Genomic DNA, 25,484 nt, shown 5'->3' with positions numbered 1-25,484 from the left:
CATCGGAGTCACCCGTAGGCCTGATAAAACGCGTTAAGCGTCGCATCAGGCATCATTCATCGGATGCGGCGATAACGCCTTATCCAGTCTACAGTGCAGGTGAGGCTTAAACTACTACACGTCCAGCAGCAGACGCGTCGGATCTTCCAGCAACTCTTTGATTGTCACCAGGAAACCCACGGATTCGCGACCATCGATCAGGCGGTGATCGTAGGACAGCGCCAGGTACATCATCGGCAGGATCTCAACCTGACCATTCACCGCCATCGGACGATCTTTAATAGCGTGCATGCCCAAAATTGCGCTCTGCGGCGGGTTGATGATAGGCGTAGACATCAGGGAACCGAACACACCACCGTTGGTGATGGTAAAGTTACCACCGGTCAGATCTTCAACCGTCAGCTTGCCGTCACGGCCTTTCACAGCCAGCTCTTTGATTTTCTTCTCAATGTCAGCCATGCCGAGGGTATCGACATCACGCAGAACCGGCGTTACCAGACCGCGCGGCGTAGAAACTGCCATGCTAACGTCGAAATAGTTGTGGTAAACCACATCATCGCCATCAATAGATGCGTTCACTTCCGGGTAACGTTTCAGCGCTTCAACAACCGCTTTCACATAGAAGGACATAAAGCCCAGACGGATGCCGTGGCGTTTTTCAAACGCTTCACCATACTGCTTACGCAGATCCATAATCGGCTTCATGTTGACTTCGTTGAACGTGGTCAGCATAGCGGTGGAGTTTTTCGCTTCCAACAGACGCTCTGCCACGCGCTTACGCAGACGAGTCATCGGTACACGTTTTTCGCTACGAGCAGCCAGTGCTGGTTGAGCCGCCGGAGCAGTTGCTGCCGGAGTTGCATCTTTCGCCGGGGCTTTCGCCAGATGTTTTTCCACATCTTCACGGGTCAGACGACCGCCAACACCGGTGCCTTTAATAGCGCTGGCATCGAGATTGTGTTCAGCCAGCAGGCGACGGATCGCCGGGCTTAACGCGTCGTTGTTTTGCTCTTCCAGAGACGCCTGCTGACGTTGCGCAGGCGTGGACGCTTTCTCTTCAGATTTAGCGCTGGTTTCTTTACCCGCGCTATTGCCTTCACGCAGGCGGCCGAGGATCTGACGAGACGTTACGGTTGTACCTTCATCTTCCAGAACCGCATCCAGAATGCCGTCTGCTGATGCCGGTACTTCCAGTACCACTTTGTCAGTTTCGATTTCCACCAGCACTTCATCACGTACGACTGCGTCGCCGGGTTTTTTATGCCAGGTTGCGACGGTGGCATCAGCTACGGATTCAGGCAGGTCAGGGACCAGAATATCTACGCTACTCATTTTGTATCCTTTATTTATTCGACGTTCAGCGCGTCATTAACCAGATCTTGTTGCTGTTTCTGGTGAACGGACATATATCCTACCGCCGGAGAGGCGGAGGCCGGGCGGCCTGCATAACGCAGAGAAGCCCCAAACGGAATCACTTCACGGAAATGATGCTGGCTGCAGTACCATGCGCCCTGGTTGAGCGGCTCTTCCTGGCACCAGACAAAATCCTTGACGTGAGCAAACTGCTGCAACACTTCCTGCATCGCTTTATGCGGGAACGGGTAGAGTTGCTCGATACGCACGATGGCGACATCTTGTTGATTGTTCTTACGGCGTTGTTCAAGCAGGTCGTAATAAACCTTACCAGAACACATCACTACGCGCTTCACGCCCTTCGGATCAAGCTCGTCGATTTCACCGATGGCTGGCAGGAAGGTGCCGTTCGCCAGCTCTTCGAGGCTGGAAACCGCCAGCGGATGACGCAGCAGCGATTTCGGTGACATGACCACCAGCGGACGACGCATCCCGCGCAGCGCCTGGCGACGCAGCATGTGGTAAACCTGTGCCGGAGTAGACGGTACGCAAACCTGCATGTTTTGCTCGGCGCAAAGTTGCAGATAACGTTCCAGACGCGCGGAGGAGTGCTCCGGCCCCTGCCCTTCGTAACCGTGCGGCAGCAGCATCACCAGACCACACATACGGCCCCATTTCTGTTCGCCGGAGGAGATGAACTGGTCAATAACGACCTGGGCACCGTTGGCAAAGTCACCGAACTGTGCTTCCCAGATGGTCAACGTCCGCGGTTCTGCGGTGGCATAACCGTATTCAAATGCCAGCACTGCTTCTTCAGACAGTACGGAGTCCCAGACGCGGAACGCGCCCTGACCGTTATGAATATGTTGCAGCGGCGTATAAGTGGAGCCGTTGGACTGGTTGTGAATCACTGCGTGACGGTGGAAGAAGGTTCCGCGACCGGAGTCTTCACCAGACAGACGAACCGGAATACCTTCATCAACCAGCGTGGCGTAAGCAAGGTTTTCCGCGCCGCCCCAGTCAAACAGTTTTTCACCGGCCGCCATCGCCTGGCGATCACCATAAATCTTGGCAACGCGAGACTGCATCTCAATGGCTTCTGGCACCGTGCTGATACGTTTTGCCAGTTCCTGCAAACGCTTCATCTCAACCTTGTTCGGGTATTCTTCATCCCATTCGTGGTTGAGATACGGCGACCAGGTGAAAGAGTGCATGTTCATCGGACGCCACTCAGCCACTACGCAATCGCCCGCATCCAGCGCATCGCGGTACAGGTTAACCATCTCGGTGGCATCTTCCAGCGTCGCCACTTTTTCCTGCTCCAGCTTGTCCGCGTAGATTTTGCGCGGCGTCGGATGTTTTTTGATTTTCTGATACATCAGCGGCTGGGTTGCACTCGGCTCGTCGGCTTCGTTGTGGCCGTGACGGCGGTAGCATACCAGGTCGATGAAAACATCACGTTTGAAGGTGTTACGGAAATCGAGCGCCAGACGGGTAACAAAGGCAACCGCTTCCGGATCATCCGCATTAACGTGGAAAATCGGTGCCTGTACCATCTTACCAATATCAGTACAGTACGGCGTAGAACGGGCATCCAGCGGGTTAGAGGTAGTGAAGCCCACCTGGTTGTTGATAACGATACGCACCGTACCGCCAACTTCATAACCACGCGCTTTCGACATGTTCAGGGTTTCCTGAACTACGCCCTGTCCGGTCACTGCGGCATCACCGTGGATGGTGATTGGCAGCACTTTGTTGCTGCTCGGCTCATCAAGTCTGTCCAGACGGGCACGAACAGAACCGATAACCACCGGGCTTACAATCTCAAGGTGAGACGGGTTAAACGCCAGCGCCAGGTGTACCAGGCCGCCATCGGTCTGGAAGTCAGACGAGAAGCCCATGTGGTATTTCACGTCGCCCGTGCCGAGGTGTTCTTTATGTTTACCGGCAAACTCATCGAACAAGTCTTGCGGTTTTTTACCCAGCACGTTCACCAGCACGTTCAGACGACCACGGTGCGCCATACCGAGAACCACTTCACGGGTGCCGCTGTTGCCTGCATGGCGGATCATCTCTTTAAGCATCGGGATTAACGCGTCACCGCCTTCCAGCGAGAAGCGTTTTGCGCCAGGGAATTTTGCGCCGAGGTAACGTTCAAGGCCTTCAGCGGCGGTCAGTTCGCTTAAGAAGCGTTTTTTCTCTTCGCTATTGAACGTCGCGCGACCAGACTCGATACGCTGTTGGATCCAGCGTTTTTCTTCGGTGCTGGTAATGTGCATATACTCGGCACCAATCGGGCCGCAGTAGGTTTGCTTGAGAGCTTCCAGCAGCTCGCCGAGTTTCATGGTTTCTTTGCCGCTGGCAAATGAACCGACGTTGAAGGTCTCCTGGAAGTCTGCTTCGGTCAGATCGTGGAAAGACGGATCCAGATCGGCCACTTTATCTTGCTGCCACAGTCCCAGCGGATCGAGATTCGCATGCTGGTGACCACGGAAGCGGTATGCGTTAATGAGCTGCAGGACTTTAACCTGCTTCACATTGGTGTCAGGGTCGGAGATCGTTGAAGAGTAACGTGAAGCATCTTTCGCCAGGCGGCGGAAATATTCACGCGTTTGAGAGTGGAATTGATCCGGTTTGACTCCCGTACCAGGTAACTGCTGGAACGTCGAACGCCAGTTAGCGTCAACCGAGTCAGGATCGGTTAAGAAGTCTTCATAGAGCTGTTCTATCCAGCTCTGGTTTGCGCCAGAGAGGTAAGAAGAGTCCAACCAGGCTTTCAAAGCGCTGTTCTGCATCGTGATCCCTTAAGCATCTTTTTTATGCTTACTTAATACTCTAAATAGTTCACGTTTCAGGAAGTTGGTCAGCTTGTGAATCCCCGGGAGCTTACACTCAGTAAGTGACCGGGGTAAGCAAGCGCAACCAACGCACATGCAACGTGAAATATGACGAGTATTTTCGCCGTGGATACTACCACGCACAATGATGTGCGTGCCGGGGTTCACTTGTTGCGGACTTGTCGTATTTTCTGCGTCCGCTAAGGAACCTTTAAAAACTGTCTTAGTGTCAGGGGCAGTTTTTAAAGATTTCCTGCATTTCTTTTGTAGGCCGGATAAGGCGTTCACGCCGCATCCGGCTCTGGTTGCCTGATGCGACGCTTGCGCATCTTATCAGGCCTGAGGTTTACGCATTGCGTTGCAACAACATCGACTTGATATGGCCGATGGCGCGCGTCGGGTTCAGCCCTTTTGGACAGACACTGACGCAGTTCATGATGCTGTGACAGCGGAATACACTGAATGCATCGCTCAAACCGTCAAGGCGGCTGTCAGTCTCGGTATCACGGCTATCGATAAGGAAACGATACGCCGCTAACAAGCCTGCCGGACCGATAAACTTATCGGGGTTCCACCAGAAAGACGGACAAGAGGTTGAACAACATGCGCAGAGAATACATTCATACAGCCCGTCGAGTTTTTCACGTTGCTCTGGCATTTGTAAATGCTCACGAGCTGGTAGATTTTGTCCATTATTCAACAAGTAAGGCTTAATTTTCTCATATTGGGCATAGAATTGTCCCATGTCTACCACCAAATCGCGGATCACCGGTAAACCAGGCAGCGGGCGAATCACAATCTTCTTGCCCGGCTGGTTGAGTGCCGAAATTGGGGTTATACAAGCCAGACCATTTTTGCCGTTCATGTTCAGACCGTCAGAACCGCACACCCCTTCACGGCAGGAGCGGCGGAACGACAGGCTGGAATCTTTCTCTTTGAGCTGAATAAGCGCATCCAGCAGCATCATGTCGCGACCTTCTTCCGCTTCCAGGGTGTAATCCTGCATACGCGGAGCATCATCAACATCCGGGTTATAGCGATAAATTGAAAACTCGAGTCTCATTTTCCTGTCTCCGCATTAGTAAGTACGAATCTTCGGCGGGAATGCCGGGCGCAGTTTCGGTTCCATGTTGACGCTACGTCGCGTCATGGATTCCGACTCTGGCAGATACAGGGAGTGGCACAGCCAGTTTTCATCATCACGATCCGGGAAGTCGAAGCGGCTATGCGCGCCACGGCTTTCGGTACGGAAATTAGCAGAAACAGCCGTTGCATAAGCCGTTTCCATCAGGTTATCCAGTTCCAGGCACTCAACGCGCTGAGTGTTGAACTCACTGGAGGTGTCATCCAGACGAGCATTTTTCAGCCGCTCGCGGATCACTTTCAACTGCTCAAGGCCTTTCGCCATCGCATCACCTTCCCGGAATACCGAGAAGTTATGCTGCATACATTCTTGCAGTGCTTTGCGAATCGCCACCGGATCTTCACCGTTACGGTTGTTGTTCCAGCGATTCATGCGTTCCAGAGAGGCTTCAACATCAGACTCGCTGGCATCGCGCAGTGCACCCTGTTCACTGATAGATTCTTGCAGATGCAGACCCGCCGCTCGTCCAAATACCACCAGATCCAGCAGAGAGTTACCGCCAAGACGGTTAGCGCCGTGTACCGATACACAGGCAATTTCGCCCACCGCAAACAGCCCTGGAATCACCACATCTTCGCCTTTCTCGTTCACGCTCAGCGCCTGACCAGTCACTTTGGTCGGAATACCGCCCATCATGTAGTGGCAGGTTGGGATAACCGGAATCGGTTCTTTCACCGGATCGACGTGAGCAAAGGTTCGGGAGAGTTCAAGGATACCCGGCAGACGGGATTCAAGAACTTCTTTACCCAGGTGGTCGAGTTTCAGTTTTGCGTGTGGCCCCCACGGACCATCACAGCCGCGACCTTCACGGATTTCGATCATGATGGAACGCGCCACCACATCACGCCCCGCCAGGTCTTTGGCGTTCGGTGCATAACGCTCCATAAAGCGTTCGCCATGTTTGTTCAGCAGATAACCGCCTTCACCACGACAACCTTCAGTCACCAGCACACCCGCACCCGCAATGCCGGTCGGGTGGAACTGCCACATTTCCATATCCTGCACTGGTACGCCAGCACGGATAGCCATGCCAACGCCGTCGCCGGTATTAATGTGGGCGTTAGTGGTGGACTGATAAATACGCCCTGCCCCGCCAGTCGCCAGCACTGTCGCGCGAGCTTTAAAGTAAACCACTTCACCAGTTTCGATGCACAGTGCGGTACAACCGACCACCGCGCCATCCTGGTTTTTCACCAGATCCAGCGCATACCACTCGGAGAAAATCGTGGTGTGATTTTTCAGGTTCTGTTGGTAAAGCGTGTGCAACAGTGCATGACCGGTACGGTCAGCCGCCGCCGCAGTACGTGCCGCCTGCTCACCGCCGAAGTTTTTCGACTGGCCGCCAAATGGACGCTGATAAATACGACCATCATCAAGGCGCGAGAACGGCAGGCCCATATGTTCCAGTTCCAGAATCGCTTCCGGCCCGGTTTTACACATATATTCAATCGCGTCCTGGTCACCGATATAGTCCGACCCTTTGACGGTGTCGTACATATGCCATTCCCAGTTATCTTCATGGGTATTACCCAGCGCAACGGTAATGCCGCCTTGCGCAGAAACAGTATGGGAACGGGTCGGGAAGACTTTGGAAAGCAGCGCACAGGTCTGGCCGCTCTGGGAAATTTGCAGCGCCGCGCGCATACCTGCGCCACCGGCACCAATCACAACTGCATCAAATTCTCTGACTGGCAATTTCATCACACACCCCACACCACAACGAATCCATAAATCACGTAAACCACCAGCGCAACAACAATTACCAGTTGCAGCATCAGACGCAAGGCCAGCGGTTTAACGTAGTCGGTCAACACCTGCCACATGCCGATCCAGGCATGAATCAAGATGGAAAACAGCGCCAGCAGGGTAAACACTTTGGTGAACGCAGAGGCAAAGAAACCGATCCAGACTTCATATGTCAGCTCGCTACTGGTAGCGAAAAAACCAACCATATAAATGATGTAGAGCGTCAGGACGATAGCGGTGGCGCGAACGAGGATGAAATCATGTACGCCATTGCGTCCTAATGCGGAGGCGTTGCTTACCATACGAGGACTCCTGCAAGAAGTGAAAGCACGACAGTGATAACAAAGGAGATTTTGGCGGAGCGTTTACCCGCTTCGAATGTTTCTTCCAGATAGCCAAAATCCATCATCATGTGGCGAATACCTACGACGACGTGATATGCCAGAGCGGTAAGGATGCCCCACATGATAAATTTGACGAAGAAGCTGCCCATAATGGCGGAAGCTTGTTCGAAACCTTCGGGGGAAGAGAGACTGGAACCCAGAAGCCACAGCAGGATGCCCACTGCAACAAACGTGATCACACCGGAAACGCGATGAAGAATGGACGCTATCGCCGTGATGGGGAACCGGATGGTCTGTAGGTCCAGATTAACAGGTCTTTGTTTTTTCACATTTCTTATCATGAATAACGCCCACATGCTGTTCTTATTATTCCCTGGGGACTACGGGTACAGAGGATAACTTTCTGTTACCAGGAGACGTCGGGATTTCCTTCCTCCGGTCTGCTTGCGGGTCAGACAGCGTCCTTTCTATAACTGCGCGTCATGCAAAACACTGCTTCCAGATGCGAAAACGACACGTTACAACGCTGGGTGGCTCGGGATTGCAGGGTGTTCCGGAGACCTGGCGGCAGTATAGGCCGTTCACAAAATCATTACAATTAACCTACATATGGTTTGTCTGGTTTTATCCAGAACAGTGATCTGAGTCACGATAAAAACATTTATTTAATTTTTAATCATCTAGTTTGACAATCATTAAACAAAGTTGTTACAAACATCATCAGGAAAAGCATATAATGCGTAAAAGTTATGGGGTCACTATTTCACCTAAGATTAACTTATGTAACAGTGTGGAAGTATTGACCAATCCATCCATGACAGTTATTAGTGATAGACAGGTTTAATAATTCGGATTGCTAAGTGCTTGATTCGCCGTTTATTCGTCATCAATGAATACTTTACCTGCAAGCGCCCAGAGCTCTGTACCCAGGTTTTCCCCTCTTTCGCAGAGCGGCGAGCCAAATAACAATCGGGTAAAGCCAGGTTGATGTGCGAAGGCAAATTTAAGTTCCGGCAGTCTTACGCAATAAGGCGCTAAGGAGACCTTAAATGGCTGATACAAAAGCAAAACTCACCCTCAACGGGGATACAGCTGTTGAACTGGATGTGCTGAAAGGCACACTGGGTCAAGATGTTATTGATATCCGTACTCTCGGCTCAAAAGGTGTATTCACCTTTGACCCAGGCTTCACTTCAACCGCATCCTGCGAATCTAAAATTACTTTTATTGATGGTGATGAAGGTATTTTGTTGCACCGCGGTTTCCCGATCGATCAACTGGCGACCGATTCTAACTACCTGGAAGTCTGTTACATTCTGCTGAATGGTGAAAAACCGACCCAGAAACAGTATGACGAATTTAAAACTACGGTTACCCGCCATACCATGATCCACGAACAGATTACTCGTCTGTTCCACGCCTTCCGCCGCGACTCTCATCCGATGGCGGTCATGTGCGGTATTACCGGCGCTCTGGCGGCGTTTTATCACGACTCACTGGATGTTAACAATCCGCGTCATCGTGAAATCGCGGCGTTCCGTCTGCTGTCGAAAATGCCGACCATGGCAGCAATGTGCTACAAGTATTCCATTGGTCAGCCATTTGTTTACCCACGCAATGACCTCTCCTACGCCGGTAACTTCCTGCACATGATGTTCTCCACACCGTGCGAACCGTATGAAGTCAATCCGATTCTGGAACGCGCGATGGATCGTATTCTGATCCTGCACGCAGACCATGAACAGAACGCGTCGACCTCTACCGTGCGTACTGCTGGCTCTTCGGGTGCGAACCCGTTCGCCTGTATCGCAGCAGGTATCGCCTCTCTGTGGGGACCGGCTCACGGTGGTGCTAACGAAGCTGCGCTGAAAATGCTGGAAGAAATCAGCTCGGTGAAACACATTCCGGAATTTATGCGTCGTGCGAAAGATAAAAATGACTCTTTCCGCCTGATGGGCTTCGGTCACCGCGTGTATAAAAACTACGACCCACGCGCCACAGTAATGCGTGAAACCTGCCACGAAGTGCTGAAAGAGCTGGGCAGCAAAGATGAGCTGCTGGAAGTGGCTATGGAGCTGGAAAACATCGCGCTGAATGACCCGTACTTTATCGAGAAGAAACTGTACCCGAACGTAGATTTCTACTCCGGTATCATTCTGAAAGCGATGGGTATTCCGTCTTCTATGTTCACCGTGATCTTCGCCATGGCGCGTACTGTCGGCTGGATTGCTCACTGGAGCGAAATGCATAACGAAGGCATGAAAATCGCCCGTCCACGCCAACTGTATACTGGTTACGAAAAACGCGATTTTAAAAGCGATATCAAACGCTAGTCTTTGATTACTGCGCAGTAAATTCTTTTAACCCGTCCTCTATATGGCGGGTTAATTTTTATATGCCTAAACACAAAAAACTGTAAAAATTAAATCGAGTACAAATATCCATAAATAGGGTTAAAAAATGTGATAACTCATATTCTGAGCAGAATGATAAGTTTAATTTCATACTTCCCCGCCGGTAGCATCATTAACCCAATGAAAATTATGCATATCCAAATGCGCCCTACCTTCATCACATAAAACAATAAATTTACATAATCAATTAATGGTCCTATTACATAACAAGATTTTTAATATTGTTAAATAAAACAAAACATATTCAATTGCCAGCTCAGATATTCTTGTCACGCAATACTCTATCTCTTTATTTAAAGGACTCAGTTATGTTTAAAGGACAAAAAACATTAGCTGCACTGGCTGTATCTCTGTTGTTCACAGCACCTGTTCATGCTGCTGATGAAGGTTCCGGTGAAATTCACTTTAAAGGTGAAGTTATTGAAGCACCGTGTGAAATCCATCAGGATGATATCGATAAAGAAGTTGAACTCGGCCAGGTGACCACCAGCCACATTAATCAGTCACATCACAGCGATGTCGTTGCTGTCGACCTACGCTTAGTCAATTGCGATCTGGAAAACTCTAATAACGGTTCCGGTGGCAAGATTTCTAAAGTCGCGGTCACCTTTGACAGCTCAGCGAAAACCACCGGTGCAGACCCGATACTCAACAATACCAACACTGGAGAAGCCACCGGTGTCGGTGTGCGTTTAATGAATAAGGATCAAAGTAATATCATTTTAGGCACAGCTTCTCCGGACATCGACCTGGCACCGACGTCCAGCGAGCAAACGCTGAATTTCTTTGCCTGGATGGAACAAATTGATCAGGTTACACCAGTAACTCCAGGCGCAGTTACGGCTAACGCGACCTACGTGCTGGATTATAAATAAGTATTATTTTGGCGGCGTCATCGCCGCCTTTCTTCAAATATTTATCAGGTATGGACACCGTGAATATTTATCGACTCTCTTTTGTATCCTGTCTGGTCATGGCGATGCCTTCCGCAGTGGCGGTCGAATTCAACCTGAATGTCCTCGATAAATCAATGCGCGACCGCATTGATATTTCATTATTAAAGGAAAAAGGTGTCATTGTTCCCGGTGAATATTTTGTTAGCATTGCAGCAAATAATAACCAAATCAGTAATGGGCAAAAAATTAACTGGCAAAAAAATGGTGACAAAACCATTCCGTGCATCAATGAATTACTGGTCGATAAATTTGGCTTAAAACCTGAAGTCCGTCAGTCGTTACCACTGATAAATCAGTGCGTCGATTTTAGCTCCCGACCTGAAATGCTCTTCAATTTTGATCAGACCAATCAGCAACTGAATATCACTATTCCGCAAGCCTGGCTGGCGTGGCATTCAGAAAACTGGATGCCCCCCTCCACATGGAAAGAAGGTGTCGCCGGGATCCTGATGGATTACAACCTGTTTGCCAGCAGCTACCGCCCACAGGATGGCAGCAGCAGCACTAACCTGAACGCCTACGGAACAGTCGGAATTAACGCAGGGGCATGGCGCTTACGCAGTGATTACCAGTTGAATCAGACCGATAGCGATGATAACCATGAACAGTCAGGCGAAATATCACGCACTTATCTTTTTCGCCCATTACCGCAATTAGGTTCAAAATTAACCCTCGGTGAAACGGATTTCAGTTCCAATATTTTCGATGGCTTTTCTTATACCGGCGCGGCACTGGCGAGTGACGATCGGATGTTACCGTGGGAACTGCGCGGCTACGCCCCACAAATTAGCGGTATAGCACAAACCAATGCCACGGTGACTATCAGTCAATCAGGCCGCGTTATTTACCAGAAAAAAGTCCCGCCAGGCCCGTTTATCATTGATGACCTTAATCAGTCCGTCCAGGGTACGTTAGATGTTAAAGTGACAGAGGAAGATGGTCGTGTGAATAATTTCCAGGTGTCGGCAGCATCAACGCCCTTCCTGACGCGCCAGGGGCAGGCTCGCTATAAACTGGCCGCAGGCCAGCCACGACCCTCCATGTCACATCAAACTGAAAATGAAACCTTTTTTAGCAATGAAGTTTCCTGGGGGATGCTCTCAAATACCTCGCTGTACGGCGGCCTGCTGATTTCTGGTGATGACTACCATTCTGCCGCATTGGGTATCGGGCAAAATATGCTCTGGCTTGGCGCGCTGTCGTTTGATGTCACCTGGGCCAGTAGCCATTTTGACAACCAGCAGGACGAGCGGGGCTTAAGCTATCGCTTTAATTACAGCAAACAAGTAGATGCCACAAACAGCACGATTTCGCTCGCCGCTTATCGCTTCTCAGATCGTCATTTTCACAGCTACGCCAACTATCTGGATCACAAATACAACGACAACGATGCGCAAGATGAAAAACAGACAATCAGCTTATCCGTAGGCCAACCGATTATCCCGCTGAATCTCAACCTGTACGCCAACCTCTTACATCAGACCTGGTGGAACGCAGATGCCTCCACGACTGCCAACATCACGGCGGGCTTTAATGTTGATATTGGTGACTGGAAAGATATCTCAATCTCAACGTCGTTCAATACGACCCACTACGAAGACAAAGATCGCGACAACCAGATTTACTTGTCGATTTCATTACCCATTGGTAACGGTGGTCGAATCGGTTATGACATGCAAAACAGTAGCAGCAGCACCACACACCGCATGTCATTGAATGATACGCTGGATGAACGTAATAGCTGGGGCATGTCTGCAGGAATGCAATCCGATCGCCCGGATGATGGCGCACAGTTGAGCGGCAACTATCAACATCTGAGTTCGGCGGGCGAATGGGATCTTTCTGGCACCTATGCCGCCAATGATTACAGCTCTGTCAGCACTAGCTGGAGCGGTTCTTTCACCGCAACCCAATATGGTGCAGCGTTCCATCGCCGCAGCTCCACCAATGAACCACGGTTGATGATCAGCACCGATGGTGTGGCAGATATCCCGGTTCAGGGCCAACTCGATTATACCAATCATTTTGGTATCGCCGTGATACCGCTAATTTCCAGTTACCAGCCGTCCACCGTGGCAGTCAACATGAATGATTTACCTGACGGCGTGACGGTAGCAGAAAATGTCATCAAAGAAACGTGGATTGAAGGCGCGATTGGTTACAAATCGCTGGCATCCCGTTCCGGTAAAGACGTTAACACCATCATTCGCACCGCCAACGGCCATTTCCCACCTCTCGGTGCCGATATCCGGCAGGATGACAGCGGTATCAGCGTGGGTATGGTTGGCGAAGAAGGTCATGCCTGGTTAAGCGGTGTTGCTGAAAATCAACAATTTACCGTGATCTGGGGTGACAAACAAAGTTGCATTATTCATCTACCAGAACGTCTGGAAGACACAACAAAACGCCTGATTTTACCTTGTCATTAATTAAGGAAAAGCGAATGACATTTATTAAAGGACTGCCACTGATTCTGTTAACCGTCAGCCTGGGTAGCTACGCTGCAGTGCAACCTGATCGCACACGCATTGTGTTTAACGCCAATGATAAAGCCACCAGCCTGCGAATAGAAAACCAGAGTGACAAACTGCCTTATCTTGCTTATTCCTGGATAGAAAATGAAAAAGGGGAGAAAAGCGACGATCTTCTGGTCGCCCTGCCACCGATTCAACGTCTGGAACCGAAAGCAACATCGCAAGTGCGGATTGTAAAACAAGCATCAACTCCAAAATTGCCCGGCGATCGCGAAACGCTGTTCTACTATAACATGCGCGAAATTCCTCCAGCCCCGGATAAAAGCAGCGATCATGCGGTACTTCAGATCGCTATCCAAAGTCGTATCAAATTGTTCTGGCGACCTGCAACGTTACGCAAGAAAACAGGTGAACATGTAGAGCTGCAGTTACAGGTTAGCCAACAGAGCAACCAACTGACACTGAAAAATCCTACCGCTTATTATCTGACTATCGCCTACCTGGGGCAAAATGAAAAAGGGGTACTCCCCGGTTTCAAAACCACTATGGTCGCACCTTTCGGCTCGGTAACCACTCATACGGGAAGCTATAACGGCAGTCAATTTTACCTCGGCTACATGGATGATTACGGCGCATTGCGAATGACCACCCTGGACTGTAACGGGCCGTGTCGTTTACAGCCAGTGGAGGCGAAGAAATGAGTGCTGGCAAAGGATTATTACTTGTTATTTGTCTGCTATTTCTGCCGCTGAGGTCTGCGCTGGCGCTGGACTGTTATTTTGGTGCATCGGGTGGTCAGGTAGAAAAATCAGAAAATATTCAGCCGTTTGCTGTACCGGGTAATGCCAAACCCGGCGATAAAATCTGGGAGTCTGATGATATTAGAATTCCCGTCTATTGCGACAACAATACTAACGGCAACTTTGAGAGTGAGCATGTTTTTGCTTGGGTAAACCCGTACCCAGGCGTGCAGGACCCCTATTATCAATTAGGCGTAACCTATGAAGGTGTGGACTATGACGCCAGTCTGGGGCAAAGCCGCATCGACACGAATCAGTGTATCGATAGTAAGAAAATTGATATTTACACCCCGGAACAGATCATTGCGATGGGCTGGCAAAACAAACTTTGCTCCGGTGAGCCGACAAATATTCATAAATCACGGACTTTTATTGCACGTATGCGACTTTACGTCAAAGTCCGCACCATGCCGCCTCATGATTATCAAAGTACTCTCAGCGACTACATCGTGGTGCAATTTGATGGCGCGGGCAGTGTTAACGAAGATCCCACCGCCAGAAACCTGAAATATCATATTATCGGTCTGGAAAACATTCGCGTGCTGGATTGCAGCGTGAATTTTTCTATTACCCCAGCCAATCAGGTGATTGATTTCGGTAAATTTAATGTGCTGGATATCCGGCGGCATAACATGACAAAAACGTTCGGTATTAAAACGACCAAATCACAAAATGATCAATGCACCGACGGATTTAAGGTTAGCTCCTCGTTTTATACAGAAGAAACGTTAGTTGAAGACGATAAAGCATTACTCATTGGCAACGGACTTAAGCTGCGGTTACTGGATGAAAACGACTCGCCCTACACCTTCAACAAATACAGCGAGTATGCCGATTTCACCAGCGACATGTTGATCTACGAAAAAAACTATACGGCTGAACTTTCGTCCACGCCAGGCACTCCCATCGAGGCTGGGCCATTCGACACGGTGGTGCTTTTTAAAATTAACTACAACTGATGAGACTAATGCCCTTTGCCAGTACAGGGCATCTTATTCAGATAATTGCTGATTTTCCCCTTTTCCTTGATTGCCGTTATTTTTTCCAGGTCCGGCTTTCTTTATGCTGTATCGATACACCAAAGATAAAATAACGAGGATACGAAGGATGCCAGTCTTGCAGTGGGGAATGTTATGTGTGTTGTCACTTCTCCTTTCTATTGGCTTCCTCGCGGTACATCTCCCGGCGGCGCTATTGCTCGGACCGATGCTCGCCGGGATCATCTTCAGTATGCGCGGAGTGACCCTGCAACTCCCCCGCTCCGCTTTTCTCGCCGCGCAAGCCATTCTTGGCTGCATGATTGCGCAAAACCTCACCGGTTCTATTCTCACCACTCTGGCCGTTAACTGGCCGATTGTGTTAACTATTTTGCTGGTAACGTTGCTTTCCAGCGCCATCGTGGGCTGGTTATTGGTGCGCTATAGCTCACTGCCCGGAAATACCGGTGCCAGGGGTTCTTCCCCTGGCGGTGCGGCGGCAATGGTTGCTATGGCACAAGATTACGGCGCAGATATTCGCCTGGTGGCGTTTATGCAGTATCTGCGAGTTCTGTTTGTCGCGGGCGCGGCGGTTCTGGTAGCGCGAATGATGCTGGGCGATAACGCTGAAGCGATGAATCAGCAAATAGTCTGGTTCCCGCCCGTCAGCATAAATCTCCTGTTTACCGTCTTGCTCGCGGCCATTACTGGCACGGCGGGATGCCTGTTGCGTCTTCCTTCCGGCACGATGCTCATCCCGATGCTGGCGGGTGCGGTGCTCCAGTCTGGCGAGTTCATCACGATTGAGTTACCGGAATGGCTGCTGGCGATAGCATATATGGCGATTGGCTGGCGGATTGGGCTGGGTTTCGATAAGCAAATCTTACTGCGGGCATTACGCCCACTGCCGCAAATCCTGTTGTCGATTTTTGCACTGCTGGCTATTTGTGCCGGTATGGCGTGGGGGCTGACCTGGTTTATGCATATTGATTTTATGACCGCCTACCTCGCCACCAGCCCTGGCGGGCTTGATACGGTAGCGGTCATCGCCGCAGGGAGCAATGCCGATATGGCGCTCATCATGGCGATGCAAACCCTGCGCCTGTTCAGTATTTTGCTGACGGGGCCAGCCATTGCGCGGTTTATTTCAACCTATGCGCCGAAACGTTCTGCCTAGTGCTGGCAGCCAGGGCACCAGTAAAACGGGCGCGAAGATAGCGTGGTTTTTTCAATGATGCTGCCACACCGTTCGCACTTCTCACCATCACGATGAAAAACCTTAAAGCTGAACAGCGCCCCGTGATGTTTATTCTCATCAACCTGACCACGCGTTTTGTACGAGAGGCGCGGGATATCCAGTAGCGCGTGCGACAGCGCATCCAGTTGTGTCGCGTTAAGTTCTTTCGCTTTATGATTTCCGGTCAACCCAACCTGCCAAAGGATCTCCACCCGCAGATAGTTGCCCAGCCCCGCCAGAAACGCCTGATCGAGCAGTAATCCGGCAAACTGACGGTTACGAAAGCGCAGCGACAATAACCGTTCTTTCACCCCTTCCGGCGTCAGATTCGGGTCGAGCACATCGGGGCCGACCCGTTGTAAGAACGGATGCGTAGTCAATTGTTCCGGCGTCAACATCTCAATATCCGAGGCGCTATAAAGCAGAATGGTTTTGTCGGCCGTTTGCAGTTTTACCCGCAACACCCGCGTGGTCTGCGGCTCTTCGCCGGTATCAACCACTCGCCAGACACCGTAGAGTTGGTTATGGCTATAAAGCGTTAACCCGCCGGAGAAATGGGTCAGCAACGCTTTTCCGCGCGTTTCCACATGGGTGACGTGTTGACCAATAAGTTGTGATTGATAAGTTTTTAACTGCGGGAAGGCAAACCAGACATCGGTCAGTGGTTTGCCTTTGATCGCCGCCTCCAGGTTATCCGCTGCACGGCGGATCTCCGGGCCTTCAGGCATGGTGATTTCCTTTTTTCGTTCTTTATTCAACGGGATTATGCTGCAACCATAATCCCTTTTTCGGCAAATGCAGATCGTAGCCGGCGGGCGAATGCCAGTGCATGCTCACCGTCGCCATGCAAACAGACTGTCTGTACTGTTACCGTCGCCCATTCGCCAGTGATACTCTTCACTCTGCCGTGTTGCACCATCTCCAGCGTTTGCCCCAACGCCTGTTCTTCATCTTCAATCAACGCGCCTGGCTGGCTTCGCGACACCAGCGAGCCGTCAGCCTGATATCCACGATCGGCAAACACTTCCTCACGCGTTGTCAGGCCATATCGCTTGCCTGCACGAATCAGTTCGCTTCCTGCCAGTCCAACGAGAATCAATGCCGGATCGCAAGCGTAAACCGCTCTGGCGATGGCGTCTGCCAGTTGTGCGTCTCTCGCCGCCTGGTTGTACAGCATGCCATGGGGTTTGACGTGACGCATCACACCACCTTCACCACGGGCAATCGCCGCCAGCGCGCCAATCTGATACAACGTCTGGGCGTAAACCATTTCCGGCGGCAGTTGCATGGCGCTGCGTCCAAAGTTTTCCCTGTCGGGGAAACTCGGGTGCGCGCCAATCGCTACACTATTTTTTATTGCTTCACGCACGCAAGCCTGCATAGTTTGCGCGTCGCCTGCATGAAATCCACAGGCAATATTGACTGAGGAAACCAGCGTTAATAGCTCAGCGTCACTGGCGCAGCCTTCACCCAGATCGGCGTTCAGGTCAATTTTCATTGTGCAGCCGCCACGCTAATTGTTCGAAATAACGTTGCTGATCCTGCCGCGCTTTTAGTGCCTCTTCCAGTGAACACTGGACAAAATGAATCGGCTGTCCGAGTGGAATTTGCGCCAGATGGTACATATCGGCCTCAATGATACAGGCAATGCGCGGATAACCGCCGGTCGTCTGTGCATCATTCATCAACACAATCGGCTGACCGTTATGCGGCACCTGCACCACGCCCGGCAGCAAGCCGTGAGATAACAACTCGCGGGATGTATTACGCTTTAAGATTTGCCCCTGTAAGCGATAGCCCATCCGGTTACTTTGCGGGCTAAGCTGCCAGGGCGAACGCCAGAATGCATCCTGCGAGGCGCGATCGAACTCATGGTATTCCGGCCCCGGTAAGGCGCGAATCCGGTTACCCCACAGCAACTGTTTAACGCCTTGCGCTTCCATAAAATCACGCTTCGCTTTGCCGATGGGGAGTCGGTCTCCATCCTTCAGTAAGCGCCCTTCCAGCCCGCCAATCCCTACTTTGAGATCGGTACTGCATGATCCCATCACTGGCGGAACATCAATACCGCCCGCCACGGCCAGATAGCTGCGTACACCATGTTGTGGGCGTTTAAGCGTTAAACGCTGACCTGCTTTCATCGGCAAACGCCAGCCCGTCCAGACGGCGTTATCATCCAACCGAGCTTCGCAACCCGCGCCTGTCAGGGCAAACCAGCCGTCGCGTTCAAATTCAACCGTTAACTGACCGAGCGTGATTTCCAGTGCCGGAGCGTTAGCATCATTACCCACCAGCAGGTTAGCAATGCGCAGCGCAGGCAAATCCAGCGCTCCACAGTGGCTGATACCCGACTGGCGAAAGCCGTGACGACCGCCATCCTGAACAGTGGTGTACATCCCCGCGCGAATAATCTTCAGCATACTCCCTCCTTCTGCGGCACAAAGCGCACGCTGTCTCCAGGACGTAATAAGATAGGCTCGTCACGGGTCGGGTCAAACAAACTGAGCGAGGTATGACCAATCAACTGCCAACCGCCCGGCGTTGCCACCGGATAAACACCCGTTTGCGATCCACCGATCCCGACAGACCCCGCCGGAACAAGCAAGCGCGGTTCTGCGCGTCGTGGCGTGTTTAGTTGTTCCGGCAAACTCCCGAGATACGGGAAGCCCGGTTGAAAACCTAAAAACCAGACCACGTATTCCACGGAGGAGTGCAATTCAACAACCTGTTTTTCGCTCAACCCACAATGCGCCGCAACCACCGACAAATCCGGCCCGCCTGCGCCACCATAAACCACCGGGATTTCGATAAAGCGTGACTCTGGCTCCAGTGCCTCACTCTCCTCCCACCAGCGTTGCAAACGCTCTATAGCATCCAGCGCCAGCGACTCCGGATTACGTAAAATCACCGTGATATTGTTCATGCCGGGAATGGCTTCAACCACATTCGGCATATCCACCAGACGCTGGGCCAGTCGCCAGATACGTTTCTGGCTTGCCAACGTCACTGGCGGCTCCAGCTCCAGCACTACCGCCGTTTCGCCTAACAGATAACAACGCGCTCGTTGCACTTTCGATCCCTCTGATTATTCGTTATGCAGGATTAGGAATATCAATAAAGGTCACATCAAGATCGGTATTTTCATTCAACCACTCGCTTAACGCGCGAATACCACCGCGTTCAGTAGCATGGTGCCCCGCAGCATAAAAATGCAATCCCTGCTCGCGGGCAGAATGAATGGTTTGTTCAGAAACTTCGCCAGTAATAAAAGCATCCACGCCACAACGCGCGGCGCTATCGATAAAACTTTGCCCGCCCCCCGTGCACCAGGCGACGCGCTGTACCACCTCCGGGCCGTTGTCGCCACACCACAACGGCTTGCGTCCCAGACGCGCTTCAATCCACGAGGCAAGTTCCAGCCCCGGCACCGGCATCGTCAGTTCACCCCACGGCACAAGTGGTTCGATCTCACCCATTACCGTAATCCCCAACAATGCCGCTAACTGCGCGTTATTGCCCAGTTCCGGATGCGCATCCAACGGCAGATGCCAGCCATACAGGTTGATGTCATTCGCCAGCAAGGTTTTCAAACGGTTACGCTTCATGCCGCGAATCACCGGCGATTCGCCTTTCCAGAAGTAGCCGTGATGCACGATCACCGCATCAGCCTCAAGACGCACAGCTTCATCGAGCAGCGCCTGGCTGGCGGTGACGCCGGTAACAATTTTTTGCACCGTCTCCTGGCCTTCCACTTGCAAGCCATTCGGCGCGTAATCACTTATCGCCGCGCTGTTCAGTTTCTCGTTAATCAGTTGTTCCAGTTCGGTGTTTTTCATCTTCGCGCCTTCTGTATTCTGATAGCTACACCGTTAACATAGCGTTACCTCGCCTGTTCGTCGATAGCCAATCTTTTGACATATTAAGAAACAAACACACCGCCAAAAGACGCAAATTGTTTATCTCGCCACGCCATAGTTCATGTATATTTATGCAAACAGACAGCATATTGCATAAATAATCAGATCTGTTTCAAGGTTTTAACTTTAAAGAAACACACGCACGCCACGCAACTATTACGTGGTGTCGCATCCAACCGCGGAATTATTATGAATAAACACGCATCACAGCCGCGCGCTATCTACTACGTTGTCGCGCTACAAATCTGGGAATATTTTAGCTTCTACGGCATGCGTGCCCTGCTGATTCTCTATCTCACTAACCAACTGAAATACAACGATACTCACGCTTACGCGTTATTCAGCGCCTACTGTTCGCTGGTGTATGTCACGCCGATCCTTGGCGGTTTCCTCGCGGATAAGGTTCTCGGCAACCGCATGGCAGTGATGTTGGGGGCGTTGTTGATGGCGATCGGGCATCTGGTGCTGGGTGCCAGCGAAATCCACCCGACATTCCTTTATCTCTCGCTGGCGATTATCGTCTGCGGCTATGGCCTGTTTAAATCTAACGTCAGTTGCCTGCTAGGTGAACTCTACGAGCCAACCGATCCACGTCGTGATGGCGGTTTCTCGCTGATGTATGCGGCGGGTAACGTGGGTTCTATTATCGCACCTATCGCCTGCGGTTATGCCCAGCAAGAGTACAGTTGGGCAATGGGCTTTGGCCTGGCTGCGGTTGGGATGATCGCCGGGCTGGTTATCTTCTTATGTGGCAATCGTCATTTCGCTCATACCCGCGGCGTTAACAAAGAGGTGCTGTGTGCGAAAAACGTTCTCCTGCCAAACTGGGGATGGCTGCTGGTTCTGCTGGTCGCAACGCCTGCACTGATTACCGTATTGTTCTGGAAAGAGTGGTCGGTTTACGCCTTAATTGTCGCCACTATCATTGGTCTTGGCGTGCTGGCAAAAATTTATCGCAAAGCAGAAAACCAGAAACAGCGTAAAGAGCTGGGGCTGATTGTCACTCTTACCTTCTTCAGCATGTTGTTCTGGGCCTTTGCACAGCAGGGCGGCAGTTCAATCAGCCTTTATATCGACCGTTTCGTTAACCGCGATATTTTTGGTTACACCGTTCCGACCGCCATGTTCCAGTCGATTAATGCCTTTGCCGTGATGCTGTGCGGTGTGTTCCTGGCGTGGGTCGTAAAAGAGAGTGTCGCGGGTAATCGTACCGTGCGCATCTGGGGGAAATTTGCACTTGGCCTCGGCCTGATGAGTGCCGGATTCTGCATTCTGGCCTTAAGTGCCCGCTGGTCTGCAATGTATGGTCACTCTTCTCTGCCACTGATGGTGCTGGGGCTGGCGGTGATGGGCTTTGCCGAACTGTTTATCGACCCGGTTGCCATGTCGCAAATTACACGCATTGAAATCCCCGGCGTGACCGGTGTATTAACCGGCATTTATATGCTGCTTTCTGGCGCGATTGCCAACTATCTGGCAGGGGTCATTGCCGATCAGACATCGCAAGCTTCGTTTGATGCTTCCGGGGCGATCAACTACTCCATCAATGCATATATTGAAGTGTTCGATCAAATCACCTGGGGTGCGCTGGCTTGTGTGGGGCTGGTACTGATGATTTGGCTGTACCAGGCGCTTAAGTTCAGAAACCGTGCGCTGGCGCTGGAGTCTTAATAAGTCAACACCGGTGCCTGATGCGACGCTGACGCGTCTTATCAGGCCTGGAGTCCCCTGCAATATATTGATTTTGCACTATTTAGTAGGCCGGATAAGGCGTTCACGCCGCATCCGGCATCCGGCATCCGGGCACGATTGCCTGACGCGTCTGTTATTTCCACTTCCTCGCAGCCTCATACGCTGCCAACGTTCGTACTCTCGCTTCTTTGTGATCAACAATCGGTTGCGGATAATCCAGCTTCACGCCTGCTTTCTCCGCCCATTTCCACGGCTCATGCACCAATTTCCCCGGCACATCGCGCAGTTCCGGTAACCACTGGCGGATAAACTCACCTTCGCGGTCAAATTTCTCGCCCTGAGTTGTCGGGTTAAAGATACGGAAATACGGCGCGGCATCAGTTCCGGTAGAAGCCGCCCATTGCCAGCCGCCGTTATTGGCAGCCAAATCACCATCAATCAGTTGCGACATAAAATATCGCTCGCCTTCGCGCCAGTCGATCAACAAATCTTTCACCAGAAAACTGGCAGTAATCATCCGCAGACGGTTATGCATCCAGCCAGTGCCATTAAGCTGGCGCATGGCAGCATCAACAATCGGATAGCCGGTCTTGCCTCCCTGCCAGGCCTTTAAATGCGCGGGGTTACTCTGCCACTGGACGCGATCGGTCCAGGCAATAAACGGGCGATGTTTACACAGCGAGGGGTGATACGTCATCAGATGGCGGTAGAACTCGCGCCAGATCAGCTCATTAAGCCAGACGCTACCCGCCCCGCCCTCCAGTGCCTGCGGTTGCTCTGCCAGCAGGCGATGCAAACACTGACGAGGCGATAATCCTCCCGTGGCCAGGCTGGCGGACAAACGGCTGGTGCCTTCCACTGCCGGAAAATTTCTTTGTTGCTCATACTCTCCGGCACCGCTCTGGCAAAACTGGCGTAATTGTGCAATCGCCGTTTTTTCTTCCACCGGAAAATGCGCTGTGTCGAAAGACTGACGGGGATAATTCAGCGTAATGGATGACGGGGGCGCTATCGATCCGCTACTACGAACTTTTGGTGCAGCGACGCACTCCGGTATCCCTTCCCGCAGCCGTTTCAGCCAGGCATTTTTAAACGGAGTAAAAACTTTGTACATCTCATGATTGCCGGTCATCACCGCGCCCGGTGGCAGGATCACGCTGCCGTCAAATCCTTCACACACCACGTTATGCAACGTTTTCTCAACCAGGGCATCCCGCGCTCGCTCGTTCACCTCGTACTGATAGTTATAAAACAGATGGGTTACGCGGTTTTCCTCACACACCTGTTTAACCATTTCAACGCTGGCGGCAAAATCATCCACTTCATGAAACAACAAGGGAATGCCTTTTTCCGCCAGCATGATTTGCAGTGTATTAAGTTGAGCATTGATAAATTCAGCCTGACGCGGCGACATATTATGCGTCGCCCACTGACGAGGTGTAGCAATATACAGCGCCAGCACGCGTGCAGACGGATTGCGACAGGCAGCCGCCAGCGCCAGATTATCGTGCAGACGTAAATCCTGGCGGAACCAGACCAGATGGGTGGTCATAAAACTCCTGCATAGCGCAAGTTAAAAATACGCGGCCAAAGTTCGAAATAACGCTGCCCTGAAAGCCAGGCGTTAGGATAAAGCGCCATATAGTGTTTGATACGCATCAGCGGCGCAAGAAGAGGCTGCTCGCCACGGCGATAACTGTCGATAAGCGCAGCCAGTTGCTGGCGTTCTGTAGAATCAAGGTACGGGCGAAAATAACCCTGAACGTGCATCAAAACGTTGGTGTGATCGCGCGGGTTGGCGGGGTGAGAAAGCAAAACAATTACGCGTTGGCGATATTCGTTGTAATAGTCATCCAGATTTTGCCACCGGTGAATATCAGCCACAAACGGGCCAAGTTTGCGGTACTCAGGCTGGGAATGAGCCAGAAAGACGAGTTTATAGCGGCTGTGATAATCGAGAAGCGCCCCGCGCGTTAAGCCTCGCTCTTTGAGATTGTGTAACGCATGCAAAGCAAAAATGCGGATAAGGGGGCTGTCATCTAATAGTTGGTGATCCATTACTGCTCCTGAACGGTTTACAGGAGTAAGTGTAGACGATGGGAAATGAGATTTGTGGAGTTAATCCTGTTGTAGGAATGTGTGATGGGGCGTTTAGTGTGCTAAACGAGAATTAAATAATAAAAAGCCGGGAAGATTTTAGGAGCTTTCTCGGCTTTATTTAACTGATTATCTAATTTCCCATTTAATAGAACTATCTAAAGAGGTTAGCGGACAACTTAGAAAATTCTCGCTCCCTATGAAAGCCAAGTTATATCTCATAATATTCTTTCTGCCATAATACAATGAGTAATTTTTACTAGAAAACTTCATTAATTTGCTAAAGTCCTTTGGTGGAATATAGTACCCATTTTGAGAATCCAATACTTCATGCATATCTTGTATTACAATTCTACAAATATTTAAATGGTTATTAGTGAAAAGAGGTGATGAATGAACAGTATCAGTCTCGATAATAATAATCAACTCATCATCATCATAAGTTGTGAGATTAACGCTAAGCTCTTGTCCCTCAAAAGACCAATGATTTAAGGTTGCTTCAGCACAAAGCGATAATAGTAATTTATTATCACTCGAAAAATTTTTCAAAGTCATCCCATTGCCCTCGATTAATAATTTTATCTCTCAGGAAAATATGCCCTTTCTCACCATTAATATTTATATTCAGATGAGGGAATGTCGATTTCCCCACACCTTGCCCCCAGGGCGAAATTACGAAAGTCCGCTCCCCGCAAGGACTGACGCCAGATAGTTTCTGTCCATAGCTGCTTTTCGCATCTTACGTCTTAACCCTGCCTTGAATACCTTATCATTCGTCAAAATATTAATAGCGATGTGCCGTATCCCTGAAAATAATTCTGCTGCATTTCCTCTTCTTATTTTGCAGTCGTCTTCATTCATTACCACGTCCAGACGCCAGTGCAGCTTATTCTCCACGTGCCAGTGATTTCGGATCGCTGTGGCGAACTTCTCTGCGGTTAAATCAGCAGAACTGATATAATATCTGACCGTCATTTCTGGCTCTTTCTTTTGCTCTGCTATTATTGACCGAAAGGAGACTGCCACGCATAATTTCTTCAGCTCTTTCCATTCAAACGTGAAATTAATAAGTTCATCAGGGACATCGCAAACAATGTGAAGACGGAGTTCTTCTCTGCCGTGACTCTTTTCACTAATTGCGTAACTGTCATGCTCTGGATTATTTAATTCTTTCAGTGGAAATTTTTCCTCAAAGGCTTTATTAAGCCGTCCCTGATTTCCTTTTACAGCGAATAAATAATCACCTCCCTGTTTTTGTATCTTCTCTGCAATATCTTTCTGGCACCCCATCGCATCAGTTGTGATAATTTTTCCTTTAATATCCAACATGTTAAGAAGTTCAGGGATAGCTGTGATCTCATTGGATTTCTCATCCGTCTTGATCTGTCCGATGACCAGACTGTGCATTGTTGAGAACGCACTAATGACATGAATCGCTCCCTTGCGGCGACTCTTGTCATAAGAGTGCCGGAGCGTTTTTCCATCAATTGCGATGA

Annotated in this window: 23 protein-coding genes; 8 read left to right on the top strand and 15 right to left on the bottom strand. The window is 50.7% G+C overall.

Features of this window, described 5'->3' with window-relative positions:
- Positions 1-114 precede the first annotated feature (114 nt).
- The 6 genes from odhB to sdhC all read right to left on the bottom strand — a co-directional run bounded on the left by odhB (position 115) and on the right by sdhC (position 7,780).
- Complete coding sequence (odhB, locus tag A1SC_RS20885; RefSeq protein WP_000099819.1) at positions 115-1,332, bottom strand: 2-oxoglutarate dehydrogenase complex dihydrolipoyllysine-residue succinyltransferase; 1,218 nt, start codon at positions 1,330-1,332, stop codon at positions 115-117.
- Positions 1,333-1,346: 14 nt separating this feature from the next.
- On the bottom strand, positions 1,347-4,148 hold the full coding sequence (sucA, locus tag A1SC_RS20890) for a 2-oxoglutarate dehydrogenase E1 component (RefSeq protein WP_001181470.1): 2,802 nt from the start codon (positions 4,146-4,148) through the stop codon (positions 1,347-1,349).
- A gap of 388 nt (positions 4,149-4,536) precedes the next feature.
- Positions 4,537-5,253, bottom strand: a complete 717-nt coding sequence (gene sdhB / locus A1SC_RS20895; protein WP_016261816.1) for a succinate dehydrogenase iron-sulfur subunit SdhB — start codon at positions 5,251-5,253, stop codon at positions 4,537-4,539.
- Positions 5,254-5,268: 15 nt separating this feature from the next.
- Complete coding sequence (gene sdhA, locus A1SC_RS20900; protein ID WP_016261815.1) at positions 5,269-7,035, bottom strand: succinate dehydrogenase flavoprotein subunit; 1,767 nt, start codon at positions 7,033-7,035, stop codon at positions 5,269-5,271.
- On the bottom strand, positions 7,035-7,382 hold the full coding sequence (gene sdhD, locus A1SC_RS20905; RefSeq protein WP_000254367.1) for a succinate dehydrogenase membrane anchor subunit: 348 nt from the start codon (positions 7,380-7,382) through the stop codon (positions 7,035-7,037). Before sdhD ends, sdhA begins: the two co-directional genes overlap by 1 nt.
- Positions 7,376-7,780: a succinate dehydrogenase cytochrome b556 subunit gene (gene sdhC / locus A1SC_RS20910; protein WP_000263344.1), complete on the bottom strand. Its 405-nt coding sequence runs from the start codon at positions 7,778-7,780 to the stop codon at positions 7,376-7,378. The genes sdhD and sdhC overlap by 7 nt, the downstream gene beginning before the upstream one ends.
- A 380-nt stretch (positions 7,781-8,160) precedes the next feature.
- On the opposite strand from sdhC, the gene A1SC_RS24885 reads away from it, so the two are divergent.
- The 7 genes from A1SC_RS24885 (at position 8,161) to A1SC_RS20940 (ending at position 16,222) form a co-directional block, all read left to right on the top strand.
- Positions 8,161-8,268: a hypothetical protein gene (locus A1SC_RS24885; protein WP_016261814.1), complete on the top strand. Its 108-nt coding sequence runs from the start codon at positions 8,161-8,163 to the stop codon at positions 8,266-8,268.
- Between the two features lie 205 nt (positions 8,269-8,473).
- Positions 8,474-9,757 (top strand): citrate synthase, encoded by a 1,284-nt coding sequence (gltA, locus tag A1SC_RS20915; RefSeq protein WP_000785838.1) that lies wholly within the window; start codon positions 8,474-8,476, stop codon positions 9,755-9,757.
- Positions 9,758-10,146: 389 nt separating this feature from the next.
- Positions 10,147-10,713 (top strand): fimbrial protein, encoded by a 567-nt coding sequence (locus A1SC_RS20920; RefSeq protein WP_016261813.1) that lies wholly within the window; start codon positions 10,147-10,149, stop codon positions 10,711-10,713.
- 50 nt (positions 10,714-10,763) lie between these two features.
- Positions 10,764-13,223: a fimbria/pilus outer membrane usher protein gene (locus tag A1SC_RS20925; RefSeq protein WP_165770241.1), complete on the top strand. Its 2,460-nt coding sequence runs from the start codon at positions 10,764-10,766 to the stop codon at positions 13,221-13,223.
- Positions 13,224-13,237: 14 nt separating this feature from the next.
- Positions 13,238-13,969, top strand: a complete 732-nt coding sequence (locus A1SC_RS20930) for a fimbrial biogenesis chaperone (protein ID WP_001515994.1) — start codon at positions 13,238-13,240, stop codon at positions 13,967-13,969.
- Positions 13,966-15,027, top strand: coding sequence for a fimbrial protein (locus A1SC_RS20935; RefSeq protein ID WP_001272413.1), 1,062 nt, complete (start codon positions 13,966-13,968; stop codon positions 15,025-15,027). Before A1SC_RS20930 ends, A1SC_RS20935 begins: the two co-directional genes overlap by 4 nt.
- Positions 15,028-15,175: 148 nt before the next feature.
- On the top strand, positions 15,176-16,222 hold the full coding sequence (locus A1SC_RS20940; RefSeq protein WP_016261812.1) for an AbrB family transcriptional regulator: 1,047 nt from the start codon (positions 15,176-15,178) through the stop codon (positions 16,220-16,222).
- Here the strand turns inward: A1SC_RS20940 and nei are convergent.
- From nei to ybgI, 5 genes are read right to left on the bottom strand one after another with little or no spacing between them, the layout of a single operon-like run.
- The gene (gene nei / locus A1SC_RS20945; protein WP_001114017.1) at positions 16,219-17,010 is read right to left on the bottom strand and encodes an endonuclease VIII; all 792 of its coding nucleotides are present in this window, start codon (positions 17,008-17,010) and stop codon (positions 16,219-16,221) included. The genes A1SC_RS20940 and nei overlap by 4 nt on opposite strands.
- A 35-nt stretch (positions 17,011-17,045) precedes the next feature.
- Positions 17,046-17,780 carry a 5-oxoprolinase subunit PxpA gene (gene pxpA / locus A1SC_RS20950; protein WP_016261811.1) on the bottom strand — a complete coding sequence of 245 codons (735 nt, stop codon included), beginning with the start codon at positions 17,778-17,780 and terminating at the stop codon, positions 17,046-17,048.
- A complete protein-coding gene (gene pxpC / locus A1SC_RS20955) occupies positions 17,770-18,702 on the bottom strand; it encodes a 5-oxoprolinase subunit PxpC (protein WP_001515990.1) in 933 nt (310 codons plus the stop codon). The genes pxpA and pxpC overlap by 11 nt, the downstream gene beginning before the upstream one ends.
- Positions 18,696-19,352 (bottom strand): 5-oxoprolinase subunit PxpB, encoded by a 657-nt coding sequence (gene pxpB / locus A1SC_RS20960; protein ID WP_001188383.1) that lies wholly within the window; start codon positions 19,350-19,352, stop codon positions 18,696-18,698. Before pxpB ends, pxpC begins: the two co-directional genes overlap by 7 nt.
- A gap of 22 nt (positions 19,353-19,374) precedes the next feature.
- Positions 19,375-20,118, bottom strand: coding sequence for a radiation resistance protein YbgI (ybgI, locus tag A1SC_RS20965; RefSeq protein WP_016261810.1), 744 nt, complete (start codon positions 20,116-20,118; stop codon positions 19,375-19,377).
- Between the two features lie 270 nt (positions 20,119-20,388).
- Between ybgI and dtpD the strand changes: the two genes are divergently transcribed.
- Positions 20,389-21,870, top strand: a complete 1,482-nt coding sequence (gene dtpD / locus A1SC_RS20970) for a dipeptide permease DtpD (protein WP_001032669.1) — start codon at positions 20,389-20,391, stop codon at positions 21,868-21,870.
- A 154-nt stretch (positions 21,871-22,024) separates the two neighbouring features.
- Here the strand turns inward: dtpD and phrB are convergent, their stop codons facing one another.
- The 4 genes from phrB to A1SC_RS20990 form a co-directional block, all read right to left on the bottom strand.
- Positions 22,025-23,443, bottom strand: coding sequence for a deoxyribodipyrimidine photo-lyase (gene phrB, locus A1SC_RS20975; protein ID WP_016248475.1), 1,419 nt, complete (start codon positions 23,441-23,443; stop codon positions 22,025-22,027).
- Positions 23,440-23,949, bottom strand: coding sequence for a YbgA family protein (locus A1SC_RS20980; protein WP_000350026.1), 510 nt, complete (start codon positions 23,947-23,949; stop codon positions 23,440-23,442). Before A1SC_RS20980 ends, phrB begins: the two co-directional genes overlap by 4 nt.
- Before the next feature lie 168 nt (positions 23,950-24,117).
- A complete protein-coding gene (locus A1SC_RS20985) occupies positions 24,118-24,543 on the bottom strand; it encodes a hypothetical protein (protein ID WP_016261809.1) in 426 nt (141 codons plus the stop codon).
- Between the two features lie 117 nt (positions 24,544-24,660).
- Positions 24,661-25,484: ISAs1-like element ISEc1 family transposase (locus tag A1SC_RS20990; RefSeq protein WP_024214537.1), on the bottom strand; the 824-nt coding region annotated here is incomplete at its 5' end.

This window comes from Escherichia sp. KTE52 (genome assembly GCF_000408325.1).
GTDB lineage: Bacteria > Pseudomonadota > Gammaproteobacteria > Enterobacterales > Enterobacteriaceae > Escherichia > Escherichia marmotae.
Note: the sequence above shows the minus strand (reverse complement) of the source record. Positions and strands in the feature narration are given on the sequence as shown.